Origin of the sequence: Haliea sp. E17, from assembly GCF_048323675.1 — a bacterium.
GTDB lineage: Bacteria > Pseudomonadota > Gammaproteobacteria > Pseudomonadales > Halieaceae > Mangrovimicrobium.
On the sequence record NZ_JBLWFK010000004.1, the window covers coordinates 466,191 to 485,884 of the forward strand.

The 19,694-nt window shown below is 66.6% G+C and carries 15 protein-coding genes; 10 read left to right on the plus strand and 5 right to left on the minus strand.

What is annotated here, in order from left to right:
• Positions 1-13 precede the first annotated feature (13 nt).
• The gene (locus tag ACNKU3_RS12705) at positions 14-1,945 is read right to left on the minus strand and encodes a sensor histidine kinase (protein ID WP_418259843.1); all 1,932 of its coding nucleotides are present in this window, start codon (positions 1,943-1,945) and stop codon (positions 14-16) included.
• Between the two features lie 102 nt (positions 1,946-2,047).
• On the opposite strand from ACNKU3_RS12705, the gene ACNKU3_RS12710 reads away from it, so the two are divergent.
• The gene (locus ACNKU3_RS12710) at positions 2,048-2,680 is read left to right on the plus strand and encodes a response regulator (protein ID WP_418259844.1); all 633 of its coding nucleotides are present in this window, start codon (positions 2,048-2,050) and stop codon (positions 2,678-2,680) included.
• Here the strand turns inward: ACNKU3_RS12710 and ACNKU3_RS12715 are convergent.
• The gene (locus ACNKU3_RS12715; RefSeq protein ID WP_418259845.1) at positions 2,677-5,040 is read right to left on the minus strand and encodes a hypothetical protein; all 2,364 of its coding nucleotides are present in this window, start codon (positions 5,038-5,040) and stop codon (positions 2,677-2,679) included. The two genes, ACNKU3_RS12710 and ACNKU3_RS12715, sit on opposite strands and share 4 nt — an antisense overlap.
• Before the next feature lie 125 nt (positions 5,041-5,165).
• Between ACNKU3_RS12715 and ACNKU3_RS12720 the strand changes: the two genes are divergently transcribed.
• The 4 genes from ACNKU3_RS12720 (at position 5,166) to ACNKU3_RS12735 (ending at position 9,213) form a co-directional block, all read left to right on the plus strand.
• Positions 5,166-5,981 (plus strand): inositol monophosphatase family protein, encoded by an 816-nt coding sequence (locus tag ACNKU3_RS12720; protein ID WP_418259846.1) that lies wholly within the window; start codon positions 5,166-5,168, stop codon positions 5,979-5,981.
• A complete protein-coding gene (locus tag ACNKU3_RS12725; protein ID WP_418259847.1) occupies positions 5,978-6,544 on the plus strand; it encodes a L,D-transpeptidase family protein in 567 nt (188 codons plus the stop codon). The genes ACNKU3_RS12720 and ACNKU3_RS12725 overlap by 4 nt, the downstream gene beginning before the upstream one ends.
• 70 nt (positions 6,545-6,614) lie before the next feature.
• A complete protein-coding gene (locus tag ACNKU3_RS12730; protein WP_418259848.1) occupies positions 6,615-6,893 on the plus strand; it encodes an Lpp/OprI family alanine-zipper lipoprotein in 279 nt (92 codons plus the stop codon).
• A 169-nt stretch (positions 6,894-7,062) separates the two neighbouring features.
• Positions 7,063-9,213, plus strand: coding sequence for a PQQ-dependent dehydrogenase, methanol/ethanol family (locus ACNKU3_RS12735; RefSeq protein ID WP_418259849.1), 2,151 nt, complete (start codon positions 7,063-7,065; stop codon positions 9,211-9,213).
• Positions 9,214-9,221: 8 nt separating this feature from the next.
• On the opposite strand, the gene ACNKU3_RS12740 is transcribed toward ACNKU3_RS12735, so the two are convergent.
• Both ACNKU3_RS12740 and ACNKU3_RS12745 read right to left on the minus strand, forming a co-directional pair.
• Entirely contained in the window at positions 9,222-10,160 is a 939-nt protein-coding gene (locus tag ACNKU3_RS12740) for a L,D-transpeptidase family protein (protein WP_418259850.1), read from the minus strand.
• Entirely contained in the window at positions 10,160-11,959 is a 1,800-nt protein-coding gene (locus ACNKU3_RS12745) for a gamma-glutamyltransferase family protein (protein WP_418259851.1), read from the minus strand. The genes ACNKU3_RS12740 and ACNKU3_RS12745 overlap by 1 nt, the downstream gene beginning before the upstream one ends.
• A 345-nt stretch (positions 11,960-12,304) precedes the next feature.
• On the opposite strand from ACNKU3_RS12745, the gene ACNKU3_RS12750 reads away from it, so the two are divergent.
• From ACNKU3_RS12750 to edd, 4 genes are all read left to right on the plus strand, one after another.
• Entirely contained in the window at positions 12,305-13,384 is a 1,080-nt protein-coding gene (locus tag ACNKU3_RS12750) for an MBL fold metallo-hydrolase (RefSeq protein ID WP_418259852.1), read from the plus strand.
• 227 nt (positions 13,385-13,611) lie between these two features.
• Positions 13,612-15,066 carry a glucose-6-phosphate dehydrogenase gene (gene zwf / locus ACNKU3_RS12755; protein ID WP_418259853.1) on the plus strand — a complete coding sequence of 485 codons (1,455 nt, stop codon included), beginning with the start codon at positions 13,612-13,614 and terminating at the stop codon, positions 15,064-15,066.
• Entirely contained in the window at positions 15,059-15,742 is a 684-nt protein-coding gene (pgl, locus tag ACNKU3_RS12760) for a 6-phosphogluconolactonase (RefSeq protein ID WP_418259854.1), read from the plus strand. Before zwf ends, pgl begins: the two co-directional genes overlap by 8 nt.
• Positions 15,742-17,565 carry a phosphogluconate dehydratase gene (edd, locus tag ACNKU3_RS12765; protein ID WP_418259855.1) on the plus strand — a complete coding sequence of 608 codons (1,824 nt, stop codon included), beginning with the start codon at positions 15,742-15,744 and terminating at the stop codon, positions 17,563-17,565. Before pgl ends, edd begins: the two co-directional genes overlap by 1 nt.
• Before the next feature lie 7 nt (positions 17,566-17,572).
• On the opposite strand, the gene ACNKU3_RS12770 is transcribed toward edd, so the two are convergent.
• A complete protein-coding gene (locus ACNKU3_RS12770) occupies positions 17,573-18,427 on the minus strand; it encodes a sugar phosphate isomerase/epimerase family protein (protein ID WP_418259856.1) in 855 nt (284 codons plus the stop codon).
• Positions 18,428-18,695: 268 nt separating this feature from the next.
• Between ACNKU3_RS12770 and ACNKU3_RS12775 the strand changes: the two genes are divergently transcribed.
• Positions 18,696-19,694, plus strand: a complete 999-nt coding sequence (locus ACNKU3_RS12775; protein WP_418259857.1) for a branched-chain amino acid aminotransferase — start codon at positions 18,696-18,698, stop codon at positions 19,692-19,694.

A 19,694-nucleotide genomic window follows, 5' to 3' on the forward strand; every position in this document is an offset into this window, starting at 1 on the left:
GGCTGCGCCCGACTCAGCGGCCGTTGTCGGCGGCGGACGCCAGGCGCAGTAATACCCTCGCCACAGCACCGCCGCAGGCACCGTTTTCCAGGCTGAAACCGTAGCCCAGTTGCTCGCACAGGCTGACTACGATATGCAGTCCCAGCCCGTGCCCCTCAACGCCGGTGTCGCCGCGCCGGTAGGGCTGCGCGAGATGCTTCAACGCTGCGGCGGGAAATCCCGGCCCGGTATCCACCACGCACAACACACAGTGTCCCCCCTGGCGCCGGCAGCCGACCAGCACGCCACCGCTGGCAGTGTGCTGGATGGCGTTCTTCACCAGGTTGCCGACAATCCGCACCGTCGCCACGGGGTCGCCCGACACCTGCAAGCGACTCGGGCGACCGCGCAGCTCAATGCCCCGGGACTCCGCTTCCGGGGCAAACATCCGGCATACCGCATCGATAATCAGCTGTACCGCGAAGGGTTCGCTGATTGCGGAAAGTTGCGGCGGCGTGCCTGCTTCACCTTCCTGATCCTGTTCGCTATCGAGGTAATTGCCGACCAGCGCATCCAGGTAGGCAATACTGTCGAGCGCCGACCGCGCATCACTGCCCTCTCCGGATAACTGCCCCAGCGCCATTTTCAGCGACACCAGCGGCTGGCGAATATCGTGGCTTGCGGAGGCCAGGGCCAGGCTCTTTTCCCGCGCCAGGCGCAGGGCGTCGGCACGGCCGACTTCCGCCGCCTCCAGCGCGCTGCGCGTGCGCACCTGTTCGGCCAGTGCCGCCATCTCCCGCGCCAGTGCCGCGTCGCGCTGGCGGCGCACATCCGCGGACTGGTCGGCAATCGCCATCCCGAACATCACCGCGTCGAACAGCAGGCCCACCTTGGTAAAATCAAAGCCCAGCGCTACCGGCAACACCCCCGGCAGGCTGTGCACGAAACTCGACACCAGGGTCGCCAGGCACAAACCGACCCATCCGGCGACGTAGAAACGGGCAAAGCGCTGGCCGCCGCGCAGGGCGTTGATGCCCGCGGCCAGGTAGACCAGCGCCCCGACACTGCTCAGCCAGAACCCCGCGCGCTTGACCCAGAGGTCCTCGACCAGCAAACCCCAGGCCAGCGTCGTCAGGAATACGCCTATCAATACGCGGATCAGCAGGTCGAAGCGCGGCGCACTCTCCCAGGTACGCAGGAAGTGGCGGGCAAAATTGGCCGCGGCGATGTTGATCGCCAGGCCCAGGGGAAGGGAGGCAAAGGCGTTCCAGCCCGGCAACTGCGGCCACAGGTACTGGAAACTGAGGCCGTCCATGTGAAAGACGTAAAGCAGGGCCGCGCCGAGGTAGAGAATGTAATAGAGGTGAATCCGGCTGCCCAGCAGCAACCACTGGAACAGGCCGTACACCAGCATCAGCGCGGCGGCGGTATAGAAACCGGCGCTGCGGGTCGCCTTGCGGGCGCGAACCTCGGCGAAACTCGCCGGGCTTTCGATCGTCACCGGCAGATAGGTAGTGCCCCGCGACTGGTAACCGATCAACAACCCCCCCTGTTCCCCGGCGGCGAGGGCAAATTCCACCGCGAGCAGGCGGTAATCCACCGGTCGCTCGGCAAAGGTCGAACGCTCCGAGTTGCGCAGGAGCAACTGCCAGCCCGCGGCGTGGCGCTGGTAGACTGCCAGCTCGTTCATGAAGCGGGTATTCAGGGACAGTATCCAAACGCCGGCTTGCGCGCCCGCATTGGTCACTGGCAGGTACAGCCAGACGGTGCCGTGGGTGAAGCCAAAATCGACCTGCCGGGATGGCAGCGGCGCAAAGCGGGAATCCCTGCGCGCCAGGACCCGGTCCGGGGCCGTGCTTACCGGCAGATCGTCGACCGCATAGCGAATATCCGCGTGGAACTGGCGGCTGGCCTGTCCCGGCTCCAGCGACAGGGCGTGCAGCGGCGCCGCGGAGAAAAACAGCAAGAAGAGCAGCACTGTGCGCAAGCGGGCGGTGATGGGCGATCCCCCTGCCGTGGTTTGTCTATACTGGTGCTTTCAGCCTACACCCGGTACCGGCAATCCGCCATGCAAGCACAACGCCTCGTGATCGCCGACGACCACGCCATCGTGCGCAGCGGACTGGCCACACTCCTCGCACAGTTCGCGGACGTGGCGATCGTCGCGGAAGCCGAGCACGGAATCGACGCCATCGCCGCGGTCAAGCTGCAGCAACCGGACCTTCTGCTCCTCGACATCGCCATGCCCCATGTCGGCGGCCTGGAAATCATCGGCGAGATCGCCCACTGGAGCCCCGCTACCCGCGTTGCGGTGTTTACCGGGCTGCGCTCCGGCGGCGTGATGCGGCAGCTCATCGACAGCGGTGTCGATGGCCTGTTGCTGAAAAGCCTGGCGCCGGCGGAGCTGCAGCAGGGACTCCGCCGGATTCTCGATGGCGAGACCTGGATCTGCCCGCAGGCCCGGGAACTCGCCGCCGCGACGCAGGGCCTGGTGGAACTCACCGAGCGCGAACGCCAGGTCATGCAGCAGGTCGTTTCCGGCGCCAGTAACCAGCAGATTGCCGAGCGTTTCAGCATCAGCGCCAAGACTGTGGACAATCACCGCACCAGCATCATGCGCAAACTGGATGTGCACTCCCTGGGCGGCCTGGTCCAGGTCGCCCTGCGCGAGGGACTGCTGGACGCCGGCGAACAGGCCTAGTCTTCGATCACCGCGCTCACTCCCAGCCGGTTGATGCCGGCCAGCAGCGCGGCGGGGTCGAGCACATTGAAATCCACCGCATATTCCCTGCCGCCATCGAAGGCGAGGTAGGCGGAATAGGCCCCGTCCACCACGCTGTAGCCAACCCCCGCGATCCCCGGCAGCTGCCGCAGCCCGGCCTCGACATCCGCGCGCGCGGCCTGCAGCGACTCGCGCAGCGGCAGGCTGTCCACCAGCGCCCGGGCGCTCACCAGGGTGGCGCTGGCCGCCGGAATCCGCTCGATGTTGTCGGCGGCGGCGAGGATATCTGCGGCCTGTCCGGCGCTGAGTACGTCGCGGTTGATGCGGTAGCTGTCGCTGACGCTGATGGTTTTGATCAGTATATCGACGGAGACGGTGACGCTGACCGTTCGATCGATGTGCCGGTAATCGTAAGCGGCGTACAGTGCCTGGCGCAGCGCCTCGCGGACCGCGTCGTCGTCATCCTGCGCAGCGCGGTCGCGCAGTGCCTCCATGGCATCGATGTAGGGAGCGATTTCCACCCGCGCCTTGCTCCGCGCACTGCTCGCCGCGGAGCTGGCGATACTGTCGCGCTTGCTGTCCGAGGGAGTGCAGATACCCAGGGCGCAGTAACGGCGGCTGTTGATTTCACTGCGCACGCCCGCATAAACGGCGGAGTAGACATCCCCCGGGATGGCCTCGACCCGGGCAATCGCCTCGGCGGTAATCGTCGGGATCACCGCGCGCAGGCCACGCAGGCTGAGCTCGAACTGGTAGTCCGTCGCCGCGGCCTCCAGGTCGTCGAGCGCCGCGTCGAGCTGTGCTTCTACATCGTCGAATACCTCCCCGGCACTGCGTCGCAGGTAGGTGCCAATTTCCGCATCGAGGTCGACGCTGGCATGGGTCTCCCCGTCGACAAAACTGATGGACACCGGCATCAGCAGCGCCGGCAATTCCACCCTGGCCTGCATGCTGACGCCCTCGTTGCGGATGAGGATTTTGCCGCGCAGGTCCGCTGCGGGCAGGACCGACCGGTAGCCGCCCGCGAGCGTGGCCCGCAGCGTGCCCGCGGCGTCAGCGGCAAAGGTCGCACGCAGGCGGGTGGCGGGCAGGATCGGCATCCAGTCCGGCTGCCAGGCGACATCGGGTTCGATATTGGCGTAGAGCGAAAGCCGCTGCTGGGCCGCCCCCCTGAGGGGCTGCACGTCGAAATTTGCGCTGGCTTCGGCGAGGTCGAAGTCGAACAGGCCGAAGCCCAGGATGGCGAAGGCGACGCTGGCGTGACCGTTGAAACCGGCGAAGTAACCCACCGGTGAAGCGAAGGGATCGGCGAGGTCGATATCGGCGAAAGTCGGGTCGCGGACGATGTACTCGCCGCGCAGGTTCAGGATATCGAAGATCTTGATGCCGACGGATTTCTCCCCGGTCTCGTAGCGATGGCCGTAGAAGGCCACCGCTCCGGCAATGCCCCCGAGGGGCACATAGGGCAGCAGGCCCTGGTCGGACTCGGCCTCGCCGCGGGCTTCGCCCAGCAGGTTGCCGTAGCGGTAGAGCATCTTGTCGACGAGGTCGTGCACCAGGATCACGCTGCCGCCGAAGGGCGGGTCGATGCTCACCAGCGTGCCGCCGCCGGCGCGATCACCGACCTCGAGTTCGACCCCGCCAGTGAGGTAGAACAGCAGGTATTGCCGCTCGTCGATCAGCCGGATATTGATGTCTTCGTCAGCGTTCAGCTGCGCACCGCTGTACAGGCCGACCTGCGCCCGGCTGGTGCCGATCACGCCGATGTAATCGGTCAACTGGCGTGGCAGGACGGTGCCGCCGAACAGCGACAGGACTTCCCCCTCGCTGTCGAAGCGGATGTCCACGTCGGAGTCGGTCAGGGCCTGTTCCGGCGTGGCCGCGGGCGACAGGCGGAAGCTGCCCTGGATATTGATCCCCCCCGGTATCGGGGTTTCACTGCCCTCGACACTGAGGTCATCCCGGACGAGCCGCGGATTCTCGAGAAACACCGGGCGGAGGTAAAAGGACCGTCCGGATTCGAGGATTGCCAGCAGGCTGGCGTTGTCCGCGAAACCGCGGGTGGACAGCGCGCAGTTGCCCTGGCGGTTGGCGCACAGGGCGCCAGCGCCGGCCGCCCAGCCGAGGAAGGCGTTGTTTCCCGCCGGCCTGGCCGCGAAGACTTCACTGAAATTCTGGTCGACCACCTCGAGGGTGCAGGTGCTCCCGGGCCCGCACTGGTAGGCCCCGGACTGGCTGACCACGCTGCCGCCCGCGGGCACCTCGACCACCAGCCTGCAGGCCGGCAGCAGGGCGATGAGAACGACCACGACAAGGCGCTTCGCCCACCGGGTTTCCATGGCATGACGCCTCCTTCGACTCCGGGTCGCGACCAGTATGCCCCCCGCAGCGGACTCGCCCAATGAGGGATTTTCCTCATTTTGTTCACGGGCCGGGCGGGCTGCGGGATGGTAGACTTGCCCGCATGAACTTCGACCACGACAAGATCTGCGCCGCCATCGTCGAGACCGCGGCCCAGGAAATCATGCCCCTGTGGCAGAATCTCGAATCCCACCAGATCGAACTCAAGCAGGCCAATGATGCGGTGACCGTCGCCGACCGCGCCTGCGAGCAGGTGCTCAGCAAACGCCTGGCAGCCCTGCTGCCCGGGTCGCTGGTCATCGGTGAAGAGGCGGTTCACGAAAATCCCGCACTGCTCGACGCCCTGCTCGGCGACGCGCCGGTGTGGGTGCTCGACCCGCTCGATGGCACCAATAACTTCGCCGCCGGCGACGGCCCCATCGCCACCATGGTGGCGCTGGTGAAAAAGGGAGAGACGCTCGGCGCATGGATTCATTATCCGGTGCGCCAGCAGACCCTGTTCGCCGAGCGCGGTGCTGGCAGCTGGCTGGACGGTGAACGGGTTTCCGTCAGCGCCTACGACGGCGCCATGAACGCCGTGAGCGGCGCCATGTCCGCCAAGTACCTGCCGCAACACCTGAAGGCGCAGGCGCTGCGCGGCGCCAGCAGCCTCGGCCACCACTGGGCCAGCGGCTGCGCCGGCTTCGACTACCTGATGCTGGTGACCGGCAACTGCCAATACCTGTTCTACTACCGGACGCTGGTCTGGGACCACGCCCCGGGCGTGCTGATCGCCAACGAGGCCGGCGCGGTGACCGGTCGCTACGACGGCAGCCCCTACCGCCCGGAGGCTGACGGCGTGGGCCTGATTTGCGCCAGCGACGCCGCCATCTGGCAGGAACTGCAGCGGAGGACACTGCCCGCAGGCGCCATGCAATGAGGCGCCGTTCGGTACTGCCTGTCCTGTTCTGCCTGGCCTGTGCCGGCTTCGGCGCCCGGTCGCTCGCCCAGCCACCGGCCAACCAGCCCTGGCTGCTGATCGACACCAGCGCCATGACCGTGAGCATCATGCGCGGCGACAGTTCGGTCAAAACCTACGACAACATGGCCATCGGCAGCGGCGGCACCAGCTGGGACAAGCGCCGCGGCGACGGCAAGACGCCGCTGGGCGAGTTCCGTATTCTGGAAATCCGCCCCAGCGCCCGCTTCGACCTGTTCATGGCCATCGACTACCCGACCATTCACCACGCGCTGCAAGCGCGCTCCCAGGGCGATCTCAGCGATGCCGAGTTCGCCCGCATCGAGTCCGCCTGGCACGCCAGGCGCTGGCCGCCACAGGACACCGTACTCGGCGGCCACCTGGGTATCCACGGCACCGGCGCCGGCAGCCTGGAAATACACCGCGACATCAACTGGACGGATGGCTGTATCGCCCTGACCAACGAACAGGTGGAGGACCTGGCCACCCGAATAGGTCCGGGCACCTTTGTCAGGATACGCTAAACTGAACCATTGCTGTCAGGGGCTGTCCTGATAGATTCACGATAACGTGAGCACTACCAAGGAGAATCAAATGAAATCACTTTACAGGGTTACTGCGGCCGGCCTGATGCTGGCGGCACTGGCGGGGGCAACTGGCTGCGCGTCGACGTCAGACATGAACGCCCTGCGCGCAGACATGCAGTCGGATATCGACAAGGCCAACGCCACTGCCAGCCAGGCCGCCGCGGACGCCGCTGCAGCCCGCCAGGAAGCCGCTGCCGCGCGCGCGGCCGCCGAGCAGGCGAATGCCACTGCCCAGGACACCAACGAAAAACTGGACCGGATGTTCAAAAAGTCCATGTACAAGTAAATACACCCGGCCCGTGTAATTCCTGCGGGCCAGGAAGTACAATCCCCTCAGGCCCACCCCGGTGGGCCTGTATTTATCAACGCAGAAACCCGCCCAGGCCCGCCTCCGGACAACGTGGTTTCGCCGCGTCCTGAACAGAGCCAGAATAAAATCAACGGGGTTTCAATCCATGCAGTATTTCAGACTTTTTGTCCTGTCGCTGGCAGTGGCCGGCGCCGGTTGCAGCGGCGACAAGGGACCCACAGCGCCCGACCCGCAACAGGTTCCAGCGGTCTCCGCAGCGCCGGCGCAGTCCGCGCCCGCGGCGGCCGATTCGACGGACTGGCCCAACTTTGGCGGCGATGGCAGGGAACAGCACTACAGCCCCCTCGCCCAGGTCAACCTCGACACCGTCGGCAAACTCAAGCTGGCCTGGTATTACGACCTCGAGGACGGCTTTTCCGTCTCCACCCCGGTGAAGGGCGGTGACAAACTGTTCACCACCACCGGCCACAGCCATATCCGCGCCTTCGACGCGGCCAGCGGCAAGCTGCTCTGGGAATACGACGCCGGGGTCCGCGAGATCGCCCAGTCACCCCTGCACCTGAGCTGGGGCAACAAGGGCATCGCCTGGTGGGACCACAAGGTCTATCTCGCCACCACCGACGGCCGGGTGATTGCGCTGGATGACAGCAGCGGCGAACCGGTGTGGGAGGCCCGCCAGTACGCGCTCGACGAGATCCGCTACAGCAATGGCGCGCCCCGGGTCTTCGACGGCAAGGTCATCATCGGCCACGGCGGCGCCGATATCACGCCGATTCGCGGCTACGTCACCGCCTATGACGCCGAAAACGGCGAACAACTCTGGCGCTTCTACACCACCCCGGGCGACCCCAACAGCCCCGCCACCAGCAAGGCGGAAGAGATGATGCGCGCCACCTGGAACGGCGACTGGTACGGCAAGGGCGGCGGCGGCACTGCCTGGAACGCCTTCAGCTACGACGCCGAACTGGACCTGCTCTACCTCGGGGTCGGCAACGGCTTCCCCTACAACCACCTGATGCGCAGCCCTGGCGGCGGCGACAACCTGTTCCTCGCCTCCATCGTCGCGGTCAAACCGGACACCGGCGAATACGTCTGGCACTACCAGGTCTGCCCCGCCGAACAGTGGGACTGCACCGCGGTGCAGGACATGACCATCGCCAACCTGGAGATCGACGGCAAGCCGCGCCGGGTACTGATGCAGGCGCCGAAAAACGGTTTCCTCTACGTGCTGGACGCCGCCACCGGCGAGTTCATCTCCGCGGAGAAAATCGCCAAGGTGACCTGGGCGGAAAAAATCGACCCGCAGACCGGGCGCCCGGTGGAAAACCCCGCCATGCGCTTCGAGGGCCTCGGCGACAAACTGTTCGAGCTCTGGCCCGGCCCCCAGGGCGCCCACAGCTGGCTGCCCCAGGCTTTCAGCCCGCGCACCGGCCTGGTGTATATCCCGATCATGGAAATGGGCGCCCTCTTCGGGCCGCCGCAGCCCAACATGACCGGGATCACCGCCAACATGGGCGTGACCATGATCCCCGACCCCGATCTCCCGGAAAGCCGCCGCAGCTACCTGCGAGCCTGGGACCCGGTCAAACAGCAGGAGGCCTTCACTATCGACCTGCCCGGCGACTGGCCCGGCGGGGTACTGGCCACCGCCGGCGACCTGATCTTCCAGGGGCGCATGGACGGTTACCTGAAGGCTTATAACGCCAGCACCGGCGAGGAAGTCTGGTCCTGGAAAACCGCCTCACCGGTTGTCGCAGCGCCGATCGCCTACAGCGTGGACGGCCGCGAGTACATCACCGTGCTCACCGGCAACGGTTCCCAGGGGGGCGGCCTGCTGGCCACCGGCAACGCCGCCTACCGCACCGATTACCGGCTGCCGCGCCGGGTGCTGACCTTCGCCATCGACGGCGCGGCAACGCCGCCGGATGTGACGCTGCCGGAGCGCGTGCCGCTGGAGGACCCGGATTTCATCCCCGACCCGGAGAAAATCCAGGCGGGCGCCCTTACCTTCCACAGCGGCTGCCTGGTGTGCCATGGCATGCAGGCCATCGGCGGCGGCGCCGCCCCGGACCTGCGCTACTCGCCGATGATCCTCAGCGCCGAGCTGTTCCAGTCGGTCGTCAGGGACGGCGCGCTCAAGCCCCGCGGCATGCCGCCCTCGCCGCAGCTGTCCACCGACGAGCTGGAAAACATGCGCCACTACCTGCGTTTTCGCGCCATGCAGGCGGCCCAGGCCGCCGGTGGTGAAGCGGGTGCCGAGCAGCCGGCGACACCGCAAATCTCCACCGGTACCTGAGTGGCTCGTCAGTAGACCGGAATCCGGCTGCCGGAGATTTTCACGGGCAGCCCACTGGGCCGGGCCAGCTCCCGCTCGATGGCGGCCACGTTGATAGACGTCGGCCGCTGGAACAGGGCCGCGTCCACTGCGTTTTCCGCGAGTGTATACAGGTCTGAATGTTCCGGGCTCGCACCCTCCAGCGGCGGATAGACCTGGATGTAGAGCTCATCGCCGTACCAGCCTACCTTCACCGGCTGGTTGATGATGCGTACCGGGGTGCCGACCGGTACCGTCTCATAGAGGGTTTCAATATTTTCCGGCAGCAGGCGTACACAGCCGTGGGACACCTGCATGCCCACCCCGAATTCCTTGTTGGTGCCGTGCATCAGGTAACCGGGAATGCCCAGGCGCAGCGCGTAACGCCCCAGCGGGTTATCCGGTCCGGGGGGAACGACTCGCGGCAGGGGGTCGCCCTGCTCCGCGTGCTCCCGGCGGATACTTTCCGGCGGTGTCCACGACGGATCTTTCTGCTTGGAAATCACCCGGGTTTCGCCCAGGGGTGTCTCCCAGTCCATGCGTCCGATACCCACCGGGAAGGAGTAGACCACCGGCTCCTCGCCCCGCGCGGGTTTCGGGTAGTAGTAAACCCGCATTTCCGGCAGGTTCAGCACCAGCCCCTCGCGCGGCGCATCCGGCAGGATATGCCGGGAGGGCAGCACTACCCGGGTCCCGGCTCCGGGCAACCAGCGGTCGACCTCGGGATTGGCGAGCACGATCGCCTCCTGGCCGACGTCGTTGCGGCGGGCGATATCGATCAGGGTGTCCTGCTGCAGCGCCGTGACCGACATCTCCATGCCGACCAGGCTGAACTCCGCCGGCGGCAGGTAATACATGGCCGCACCGGCAGTACCCGGAAGCCAGCCCAGGGCGATAACCAGAGTGACGGGAAAACGGAAAATACGCATTACCAGGCGACTACCGTACCGTCCTTGCGCATCTCGGTCGCGCCCTGGTAGACACCGCTGTGCGGGTCGCGCCAGATAGCCTGGTAGCCGCCGAAGCGCACACCGCTGCTGTCGATCTCCACCCGGTAACCCATGCCGCGCAGGCGTTCCGCCGTCGCCGCGGGCACGCCCGCCTCCAGGTAGAGGGTACCCAGGGGGTCCTCGTCGACCCCGGTGGGCTGGCGGCCGCCCTCGTGCATGAAGCGCGCGGCGTCGCCGGCCTCCTGCAGGTTCATGCCGTAGTCAATAAGGTTGACCAGCACCTGGACGTGACCCTGGGGCTGCATGGAGCCGCCCATCAACCCGAAACTCATCAGCGGCTGGCCGTCCTGCATCAGGAAGCCGGGGATGATGGTCTGGAAGGGTCGCTTGCCGGGGGCGTAGACGTTCGGGTGCCCGGGCTCCAGGGAAAACAGCTCGCCCCGGTCCTGGAACATGAAGCCGAGCCCGTTCGCGACCATCCCCGAGCCCATGCCCCGGTAATTGGACTGGATCAGCGAGACCATCATGCCGTCGGCGTCGGCCACCGTGAGGTAGGTGGTGTCGCCCTCGCCCTCGACTTTCGGTTCACCGGGGCCGAATGCGGGCGAAGCTTTCACCGGGTCGATCAGCGCAAAGCGCTCCCGGCCATAGGCATCGGAGAGCAGCGCGGTCTCCGGGAAGGCGCTGAAAGCGGGGTCGGCGTAGTAGCGGGCCACGTCCTCGAAGGCCAGCCGCTTGGCTTCCACCATGTAGTGGAAAACCTCGGCCGACTCGCGCGGCCACTGCTTTAACTCAACGTTTTTCAGGATCGACAGCATCTGCAGGGCGGCGAAACCCTGGCCGTTGGGCGGCAGCTCGTAGAGCTGGTAGCCGCGGTAATCGACGCTGGCCGGCGCAACCCACTCGCCGCGATGGGCGGCGAAGTCCGCGTATTCCAGGCCGCCGTCCATGGTCGCGAAATAATCGGCCATGGCCCGCGCGAGGCTACCGCTGTAAAACGCCTCCCGGCCGTCGCGGCCTATGGTTTCCAGGGTTGCCGCCAGCTCCGGATTGCGGAAGATTTCCCCGGCCGCGGGCGCCGAACCATCGCGAAACCAGGTTGCGCGGATATTCGCCAGTTCCGGCCGGCCCGCGTAGACGCGACTGAAATATGCCCAGTTGCGATCGAGGTAATAGGCGATGACGGGAGACACCGGGAAACCGTCCCGGGCATAGCCGACCGCAGGGGCCAGCACTTCCGCCATGGGCAGTTTGCCGAAGCGCTCGTGCAGCGCAAACCAGGCGTCCACGGTGCCGGGAACCGTTACCGGCAGCGGGCCGATGGCGGGGATACCTTGCGCATTGCTCCCCGGCGCACCCGCCGCCCTGCCCGCGGCAATCCGCGCCTGCAGCTGCGCCAGGTCCTGGTTCTGTGGCGAGCGCCCGGAGCCGTTGTAGCCCTGCAGTTCGCCGCTCGCGGGGTCCCAGACAATGGCGAACAGGTCGCCGCCGATGCCGCAGCCGGTGGGTTCCATCAACCCCAGCGCCGCGTTGGCGGCAATCGCCGCGTCCACCGCAGAACCGCCGCGGCGCAGGATATCCAGCGCCACCTGCGAGGCCAGCGGCTGGGCGGTGGCGGCCATGCCGTGCTCGCCGTAGACCGGGCTGCGCGACCAGGCGGCGCCCACCGGTCGGCCACCGGGACCGAGTGCGCTGTCGGTATTACTCACTGTCGGGGCCGGGGTGCTGCAGGCGCTGAGCAGGAGCAGGGCGGGCAATAACTGGCATAGACTTCTCATTGTTGCTTTTCGGCCTTTTGTCTTCGGCTTCCAGCATAGCGTAACCGGCATTTACTCGCAGCGGTCCACTTGAATGGGTTTTGTCGGTAGATTGCCGGTCGCGCGCGAGGCGTTTGGCCCGTTGAAACACGCCAAAAAGCGTACCTCCATGTACAGGCTCGGTCGGCGACGTCCTGTCGCCTCACGGTTTCAACGGGCCAAACGCCTCGCACACACCCTACCCACAGTGCCATATCCTCTTACACTGGTATACGGGAGTACTGGCGTAAAGCAGTCAACGTCCTCCGGGTGGACAGCGCCCCCCGGAAATCCGACCATAGGAAGACTCAGCAAGGTATAAATCAAATGCTCGCAGAAACCCCGGAAATCTATCGTGGCCTCAAATACCCCTTCGGGCGCAAACCGGACATCCGCCCGGGCAAGCCCGAGGAGATCGCCCCCGGCGTGTACTGGGCGCGCTTTGCCATGCCGATGTCGCTGGACCATATCAACCTGTGGCTGCTGGAGGACGGCGAGGGCTGGACGATTGTCGACACCTGTCTCGATATTCCCTCCACCCGCGAGACCTGGGAGACCATCTTCAGCGATTTCATGGGCGGCAAGCCGGTCACCCGGGTCATCTGCACCCACCTGCATCCGGACCACGTGGGTTCGGCGGGCTGGCTGACCGAACGCTTTGACTGCGAGCTGTGGATGTCCCGCGAGGAGTTCCTGATGTGCAAGGCACTGACGGCGGATACCGGTCGCCCGGCGCCGGAAGTGGCCCTGCGGTTCTATCGCCGGGCAGGTTATACCGAGGAGCAGCTCGACCACTACAAGGGCCGCTTCGGCCAGTTTGGTCAGTACGTCTACGCGCTGCCGGACAGTTTCCGACGCCTGGTCGACCGCGAAACCATCACCATCGGCGAGCACTACTGGCAGCTGCTGGTGGGCCGGGGACACTCGCCGGAACATGTCGCCCTTTACTGCCCGGCGCTCAAGCTGCTGATTTCCGGCGACCAGGTCCTGCCGCGCATCACCCCCAATGTCAGTGTCTTCCCCACTGAACCGGAGGGCGACCCGCTGCGCGAATGGCTGGCCTCCAACGCGGATTTGCGCGACACGCTGCCCGACGACCTGCTGGTGCTCCCCGCCCACGAGGCGCCTTTCCTGGGCCTGCACTACCGCCTCGGCCAGGTCATCGAGTCGCACAATCGCGACCTGCGCAACCTGTTCGCCTTCCTCACCGAGCCCAAGCGGGTGGTGGACTGTTTCCCGGCGCTGTTCAGGCGCACCATCGGCATGGAGGATCTCGGGGCGGCGACCGGGGAGACGCTCGCCCACCTCAACTGCCTGCTGCGCCGGCGGCGGATTACCCGGCGGCGGGACGAGCACGGGGTGCACTGGTACCGGCAGATCGCGGCGACCGCCGGGGCGGACGTCTAGGGCCGCCGGAACCCGCCCGGCGCAGCGGTCGCCGCGTTCCAAAGGAAAAAAACAGACAGCGAGCAGCGCCCGAAAAATCCTGCTACCATGAAACAAAGCAGGAAAAGCCGGGCACAGAATCCGGCGTTCAGTTCACAACAGCACCGCTACTCGCAATACACGCTCGCGCCCTGGTAAAGGCAATTCACCCGGCTATCGTACTGCTACAGTTCGAGGTTCATTAGCGCATGAGTCAGTTGGTCGACCTGGTCATATTCGGCGGCACCGGAGACCTCTCCTCCCGCAAGCTGCTGCCAGCCCTGTTTCAACTTCACCGCCACGGCCTCGCCGAGCGCCTGCAGCGCATCGTCGCCACCGGACGGAGCGAGATGGATACCGACGCCTTTCGCCAGATTGCGCGCGACAACCTGCTGCGCTACCTGCCCGATGACGACTGGGACGAAACCATCTGGAGCGAATTCCGCGAGCGCCTGCACTATGTCCGGGTCGAGGCGGCGCACGCGGAGCACTACCGCGCGCTCGCCAGCCTGTTGCAGGAGGGGCATTCACAGGGGCAGCTCTACTACCTGGCCACGCTGCCAGCGCTCTACGGCGAGATCTGCCAGCAACTGCAGGCCGCGGGCGCGGTGGGCGAGCACAGCCGGGTGGTGCTGGAAAAGCCCCTGGGTCACGACCTCGCCTCCTGCCAGCAGATCAATCACCAGGTGGACCAGGTGTTCAGCGAGGAGGCGACCTTCCGCATCGACCACTACCTGGGTAAGGAGACGGTGCAGAACCTGCTGGCCCTGCGCTTCGGCAACCAGCTGTTCCAGCCGATGTGGAACAACACCTTTGTCAGCAGCGTGCAGATCACGGTGGCGGAGGAGATCGGCGTCGCCGGGCGCGGCAGCTATTACGCCGAGACCGGCGCCCTGCGCGACATGGTGCAGAACCACCTGCTGCAGGTGCTGTCGATTGTCGCCATGGAGCCGCCTGCCAGCCTGCAGGCCAGCGATATCCGCGACGAGAAAATGAAGGTCCTGCGCAGCCTCGAACCGATCACCGCCGCCAACGTCAAGGAGCGCACGGTGCGCGGCCGCTACGCGGAGGGCGCGGTGGATGGCCACGCGGTGAAGGGATTCCTCGAGGAGGACGAATTCCAGCACGCCGAGGACACCGAGACCTTCGTCGCCCTGAAGGCCAGCATCAACAACTGGCGCTGGGCCGGCGTGCCCTTCTACCTGCGCACCGGCAAACGGCTGTCGCGGCGCTATTCCGAAATTGTCATCGAATACCGGCGGCCGCCGTTTTCGCTGTTCGCCAACGACCCGCAGGAGTTGACCAACAAGCTGGTGATCCACCTGCAGCCGGAGGAAAGTATTTCCCTGCACACGCTGAACAAGAAGCCAGGGCTGCGCAGCAAGCTCAAGCTGCAACCGGTAGAGCTGCACCTCACCGACGACCAGCAGCGGGTGGAGGACAGCTACGACGCCTACGAGCGGCTGCTGCTGGATGCCCTGCACGGCGACCAGACCCTGTTCATGCGCCGCGACGAGGTGGAAACCGCCTGGCGCTGGATCGATACCATCATCGCCGCCTGGGAAGAAAACAGCACGCCGATCAAGAACTACAACGCCGGCACCATGGGACCCAACGCGGCCACCGCGCTGATCGCGGTGGATGGACGTCAGTGGCATGAGTGAATGGCGCCGCTTCGCCAGCCGGGAAGAACTCGACTGCGCGCTGGCGGCGCACCTGGCCGCGCGCCTCGGCGCGGCAATTGAACAACACGGTGCGGCGAGCATCGCCCTGTCTGGCGGCAGCACACCGAAAGGCATGTTCGCGCAGTTGTCGCGGCAGCCACTGGACTGGGACAGGGTCTATGTCACCCTGGTCGACGAGCGCTGGGTGGATGCCGACCACGCCGACTCCAACGAGCGACTGCTGCGGGAAAACCTGCTCGTCGGGCCCGCGGCGGACGCCCGATTCATTGGGCTGAAATCGCCGGCACCTTCCGCTAGCGAGGGACTCGCGGCCTCCACGGAACAGCTATCGGCGCTTCCGCTGCCCCTCACCTGCGTGGTGCTGGGCATGGGCGGCGACGGCCACACCGCCTCCTGGTTCCCCAGGGCCGCCAATCTCGCCGCGCTGCTGGACCCCGGCAACCCGGCGCTGCTGGGTACCTGCGACCCGGTGACCGCGCCGCACCAGCGCATTACCCTCACCCTGCCGGTGGTGCTGGCGGCGGGCGAGATCATCCTGCATATCACCGGCGAGGAAAAAACCGGCGTGCTCGCCGCAGCCGCCGCGCGGCACTACCCCGTCGCCGCCATTACCGAACAGCAAGCCAACCCCGCGACCATCTGGTGGGCCCCCTGATGACTGACCCGAGACTGACCGCAATTACCGACCGCATCGTCGAGCGCAGCCGCGACAGCCGCGCCACCTACCTGCAGCGCATGGATAAGCTGCGCGGCCAGGGGCCGACGCGCAGCCGCATGTCCTGCTCCAACCTGGCCCACGGCTACGCCGCCTGCGACAGCGGCGAGAAACAGACCCTGCGGCTCACCGAGGCGGCCAACATCGGCATCGTCAACGCCTACAACGACATGCTCTCCGCCCACCAGCCGCTGGAGACCTACCCGGCGCTGATCAAGCGGGCAGTCCACGAGATCGGCTGCACGGCCCAGGTCGCCGGCGGCGTGCCGGCGATGTGCGACGGCGTCACCCAGGGCGCCGAGGGCATGGAACTCTCCCTGTTCAGCCGCGACGTGATCGCCACCGCGACCGCGGTGGCCCTGTCCCACAACATGTTCGACGGCGCCATCTGCCTCGGCGTGTGCGACAAGATCGTCCCGGGCCTGTTGATCGGCGCGCTCTCCTTCGGCCACCTGCCGGTGATCTTCGCCCCGGCGGGTCCCATGACCACAGGTATTTCCAACAAGGAAAAGGCCGCGGTTCGGCAGCAGTTCGCCGAGGGCAAGGTGGGTCGCGAGGAACTGCTGGCGGCGGAGTCCGCGGCCTACCACGGCCCCGGCACCTGCACCTTTTACGGCACCGCCAACAGCAACCAGATGCTGATGGAAGCCATGGGCATCCATATTCCCGGCGCCGCGTTCGAGCACCCCGGCACCCCCCTGCGCGATGCGCTGACCCGGGAGGCGGCCCAGCGCCTGTGCCGGATCACCGACCTCGGGCCGGACTACACTCCCCTGGGCCGGGTGGTAGATGAAAAGTGCATCGTCAACGCGCTGGTCGCCCTGCTGGCCACCGGCGGCTCCACCAACCACAGTATTCACTGGATCGCCGTGGCCCGCGCCGCGGGCATCCATATCAACTGGCAGGACTTCCACGAGCTCTCCGCCATCACCCCGCTGGTGGCGCGGGTCTATCCCAACGGCAGCGCCGACGTGAACCATTTCCACGCCGCCGGCGGCTCGGCCTTCGTGATCAGAACCCTGCTGGAAGCCGGCCTGATGCATGAAGAAGTGCTTACCAACTGGGGCGCGGGCCTGTCCCTGTACACCCGCGAGCCGCGCCTGCAGGAGGGTGGCCTGCACTACGTGGCCGGCCCCACCAGCAGCGCCGACACCGAGGTGATCCGCCCCGCCGACCAGCCCTTCGCTCCCGAGGGCGGCCTGCGCCTGCTGCAGGGCAACCTCGGCCGCTGCGTCATCAAGACCTCCGCCATGGCCCCCGAACACTGGCTGGTCGAGGCCCCCGCCCGGGTATTCGAGACCCAGGAGGCGCTGAAGGATGCCTTCGATGCGGGGGAACTGGATCGCGACCTGGTGGCGGTCATCCGCTACCAGGGCCCGTGCTCCAACGGCATGCCGGAGTTGCACAAACTGACCCCCTACCTCGGGGTGCTACTGGATCGCGGCTACAAAGTGGCACTGGTCACCGACGGCCGCATGTCCGGCGCTTCGGGCAAGGTTCCCGCCGCCATCCACCTGAGTCCCGAGGCCGCGCACGGCGGTGCGATCGCCAAGGTCCGCGACGGCGACGTGATCCGCGTGGATGCGGAGAAGGGCGAACTGAACTGCCTGGTGGACGCCGTGGAGTGGGAGTACCGGGAGCCGGCACCGCGCGTATCCGACGACTGCGAGTGGGGCATTGGCCGGGAACTGTTCAAATTTATGCGCCGCGCCGCCAGCGAAGCCGAAGCTGGCGCCAGCGTGCTGTTTCCCGAGGGCCACTAGGCAAGGGCTACTGCCGCTGGATGCGGACCGCGCTCTCAACCATGCGGATGGCGTCGGTGGCCAGCGCGTCCCGGCTGTCGAAACTGTCGCGCCAGATATGTTCGGGCCGGGCAGGTTCTTCGGCGATGCCCAGCGCCTGGACTACCAGCCAGCCGCTGTAGTCGAGGAAGGCGAGGGTGGCGAAGGTTTCCTGCCACTGTACCTGGCCGCGCCCGAGTTCCCCGCGGTGGCTCTCGGACAGGCGCACGTGAAACAGGTAGTCACCGGCGGCGGGCAGTGCCCGCGCCGGGTTGAACTCCTCCAGGTGGGCGTGGAAGGTATTGTAGGTGACCCCGATGTTATCCAGCCCCACGTCCCGGCACATCCGCGCCGCGGCGCTCGCGGTATTCACCAGGTGGGCGTCATAGCGGCTCTGGAACTCCAGCCCCAGCGCCAGGCCCAGCCCGGCCGCGTGTTCCGCCGCCGCCTGCAGGCAGTGCCGGCTCCACTCCCATTCGCGGTCGGTGGGCGGTGTGCCGGACAGGCAGCCCTGCGCCTGGCACAGGCCGCCAGCGAGCAATTCGGCGCCGATCAGGGCCGCCTCGTCGATTCGCCGGCGCAGGTAGTCCAGCGCCCGGGCACGCACCTTCGGATCGGGAGAGACCGGGTTGGCCTCGGCCGGCAGCCGGGTGCTGGCGGTAGCGGCGAGACCGAGGTCGGACAGCGCGACGCGCAGCAGCTTGAGCACCGATTCGCCCTGCCCGTTCACCGGGATCTCGACCCCGTGGTAACCCAGGCCTGCCAGGCTCTCCAGCACCGGCAGCTGCGCGACGCCAGTAGTCTCGCCCCACAGGCGCATGTCCATTCCAATCCTGACGTCCAACGTCGCCCCCCTGTCCCCGCGTTGCCGGCGTGCCCAACCCGCACCGGCAGCAGGCCCAAGCATGCCATGAGCGGAGTGATTAATCCGCGCTTTAGTGGCGAAAAAGCCACATCCTGCGCCGCCCGTAGCGGGTGCATTCCACCCCCGGGTCGCTGCCCCATGATCCAGCGTGAAAATTGCCGCAATTCACCGGACACTCCCCCTAAAAACCCCAATCTCGGGTTATGATTAACTGTTATCTTTCCTGAACAGTGAAGAGTTACCCTCGATGGCGGCTTTCGGCACCAGTTTTACAGCCAACATGGTTACCAGTTATTTCAGTGACGGGCAGTGGTCACCGGCGCGCCTCGAGCCCGTCGCACCCTTTGCCCTGCACCCGGCGACCCACGTCCTTCACTACGCCAGCGAATGCTTCGAAGGCCTCAAGGCCTACCGCAGCGACAGCGGTAGCGTGCACCTGTTCCGCCCGAACAGCCACGTCGCACGCATGCAGCGCAGCGCGGCCCGGCTGTTGCTGCCGGCCCCCTCGGAAGAGGTCATGCTGCAATCCCTGCAGATGGCGGTTGCCGCCGCGGTGGACGAGATTCCCGAGTACCCGGGCGCCCTCTACCTGCGGCCTACCCTCTTCGGCACCACCGAGGATATCGGCGCCGCCGCCCGCCCCTGCGATCGCGCCACTTTCTGTGTCCTGGCCTCGCCGGTCGGCGACTACTTTGCCGGCGGCCTCAAGCCCCTGCGGGTGAAGGTCGATGACAAGGCCCAGCGCACCACGCCGGGCTTTGGCGAGGTGAAGACCGGCGGCAACTACGCCGCCGCCCTGCGCGAAGTCGTTATGGCGAAAAAGGAACTCAATGCGGACCAGGTACTGTTCGCACCGGGCGGCGTCATCCAGGAAACCGGCGCCGCCAACTTCGTGCTGATTGAAGGCGAGGAACTGATCACCAAGCCCCTGGACGGCTCGATCCTGCCCGGCATTACCCGCGACAGCATCCTCACCCTGGCCCGCGCCGCCGGCCTGAACGTGGTCGAACGCGACTTCGACGTGGCCGAACTGCTGGAACGCGCCCCGCGCGGCGAAGCAGCCCTGACCGGGACCGCGGCGGTGCTTACCCCGGTCGGCGAACTGGTCTACAACGGCGCCACCATCACCGTCGGCAACGGCGAGATGGGGCCCTGGTCGGCCCGCCTGCGCGAGCAGCTCTGCTCGATTCAGAGTGGTGCCGCCGAGGACCCCCACGGCTGGCGCGTGGCGCTGCAGGCTGACTGA

Excerpts from the sequence above, each read along its gene's own strand:
- ACNKU3_RS12710 (WP_418259844.1), top strand. The coding sequence starts at position 2,048 with ATGCAAGCACAACGCCTCGTGATCGCCGACGACCACGCCATCGTGCGC.
- ACNKU3_RS12715 (WP_418259845.1), bottom strand. The coding sequence starts at position 5,040 with ATGGAAACCCGGTGGGCGAAGCGCCTTGTCGTGGTCGTTCTCATCGCC.
- ACNKU3_RS12720 (WP_418259846.1), top strand. The coding sequence starts at position 5,166 with ATGAACTTCGACCACGACAAGATCTGCGCCGCCATCGTCGAGACCGCG.
- ACNKU3_RS12725 (WP_418259847.1), top strand. The coding sequence starts at position 5,978 with ATGAGGCGCCGTTCGGTACTGCCTGTCCTGTTCTGCCTGGCCTGTGCC.
- ACNKU3_RS12730 (WP_418259848.1), top strand. The coding sequence starts at position 6,615 with ATGAAATCACTTTACAGGGTTACTGCGGCCGGCCTGATGCTGGCGGCA.
- ACNKU3_RS12735 (WP_418259849.1), top strand. The coding sequence starts at position 7,063 with ATGCAGTATTTCAGACTTTTTGTCCTGTCGCTGGCAGTGGCCGGCGCC.
- ACNKU3_RS12740 (WP_418259850.1), bottom strand. The coding sequence starts at position 10,160 with ATGCGTATTTTCCGTTTTCCCGTCACTCTGGTTATCGCCCTGGGCTGG.
- ACNKU3_RS12745 (WP_418259851.1), bottom strand. The coding sequence starts at position 11,959 with ATGAGAAGTCTATGCCAGTTATTGCCCGCCCTGCTCCTGCTCAGCGCC.
- ACNKU3_RS12750 (WP_418259852.1), top strand. The coding sequence starts at position 12,305 with ATGCTCGCAGAAACCCCGGAAATCTATCGTGGCCTCAAATACCCCTTC.
- zwf (WP_418259853.1), top strand. The coding sequence starts at position 13,612 with ATGAGTCAGTTGGTCGACCTGGTCATATTCGGCGGCACCGGAGACCTC.
- pgl (WP_418259854.1), top strand. The coding sequence starts at position 15,059 with ATGAGTGAATGGCGCCGCTTCGCCAGCCGGGAAGAACTCGACTGCGCG.
- edd (WP_418259855.1), top strand. The coding sequence starts at position 15,742 with ATGACTGACCCGAGACTGACCGCAATTACCGACCGCATCGTCGAGCGC.
- ACNKU3_RS12775 (WP_418259857.1), top strand. The coding sequence starts at position 18,696 with ATGGCGGCTTTCGGCACCAGTTTTACAGCCAACATGGTTACCAGTTAT.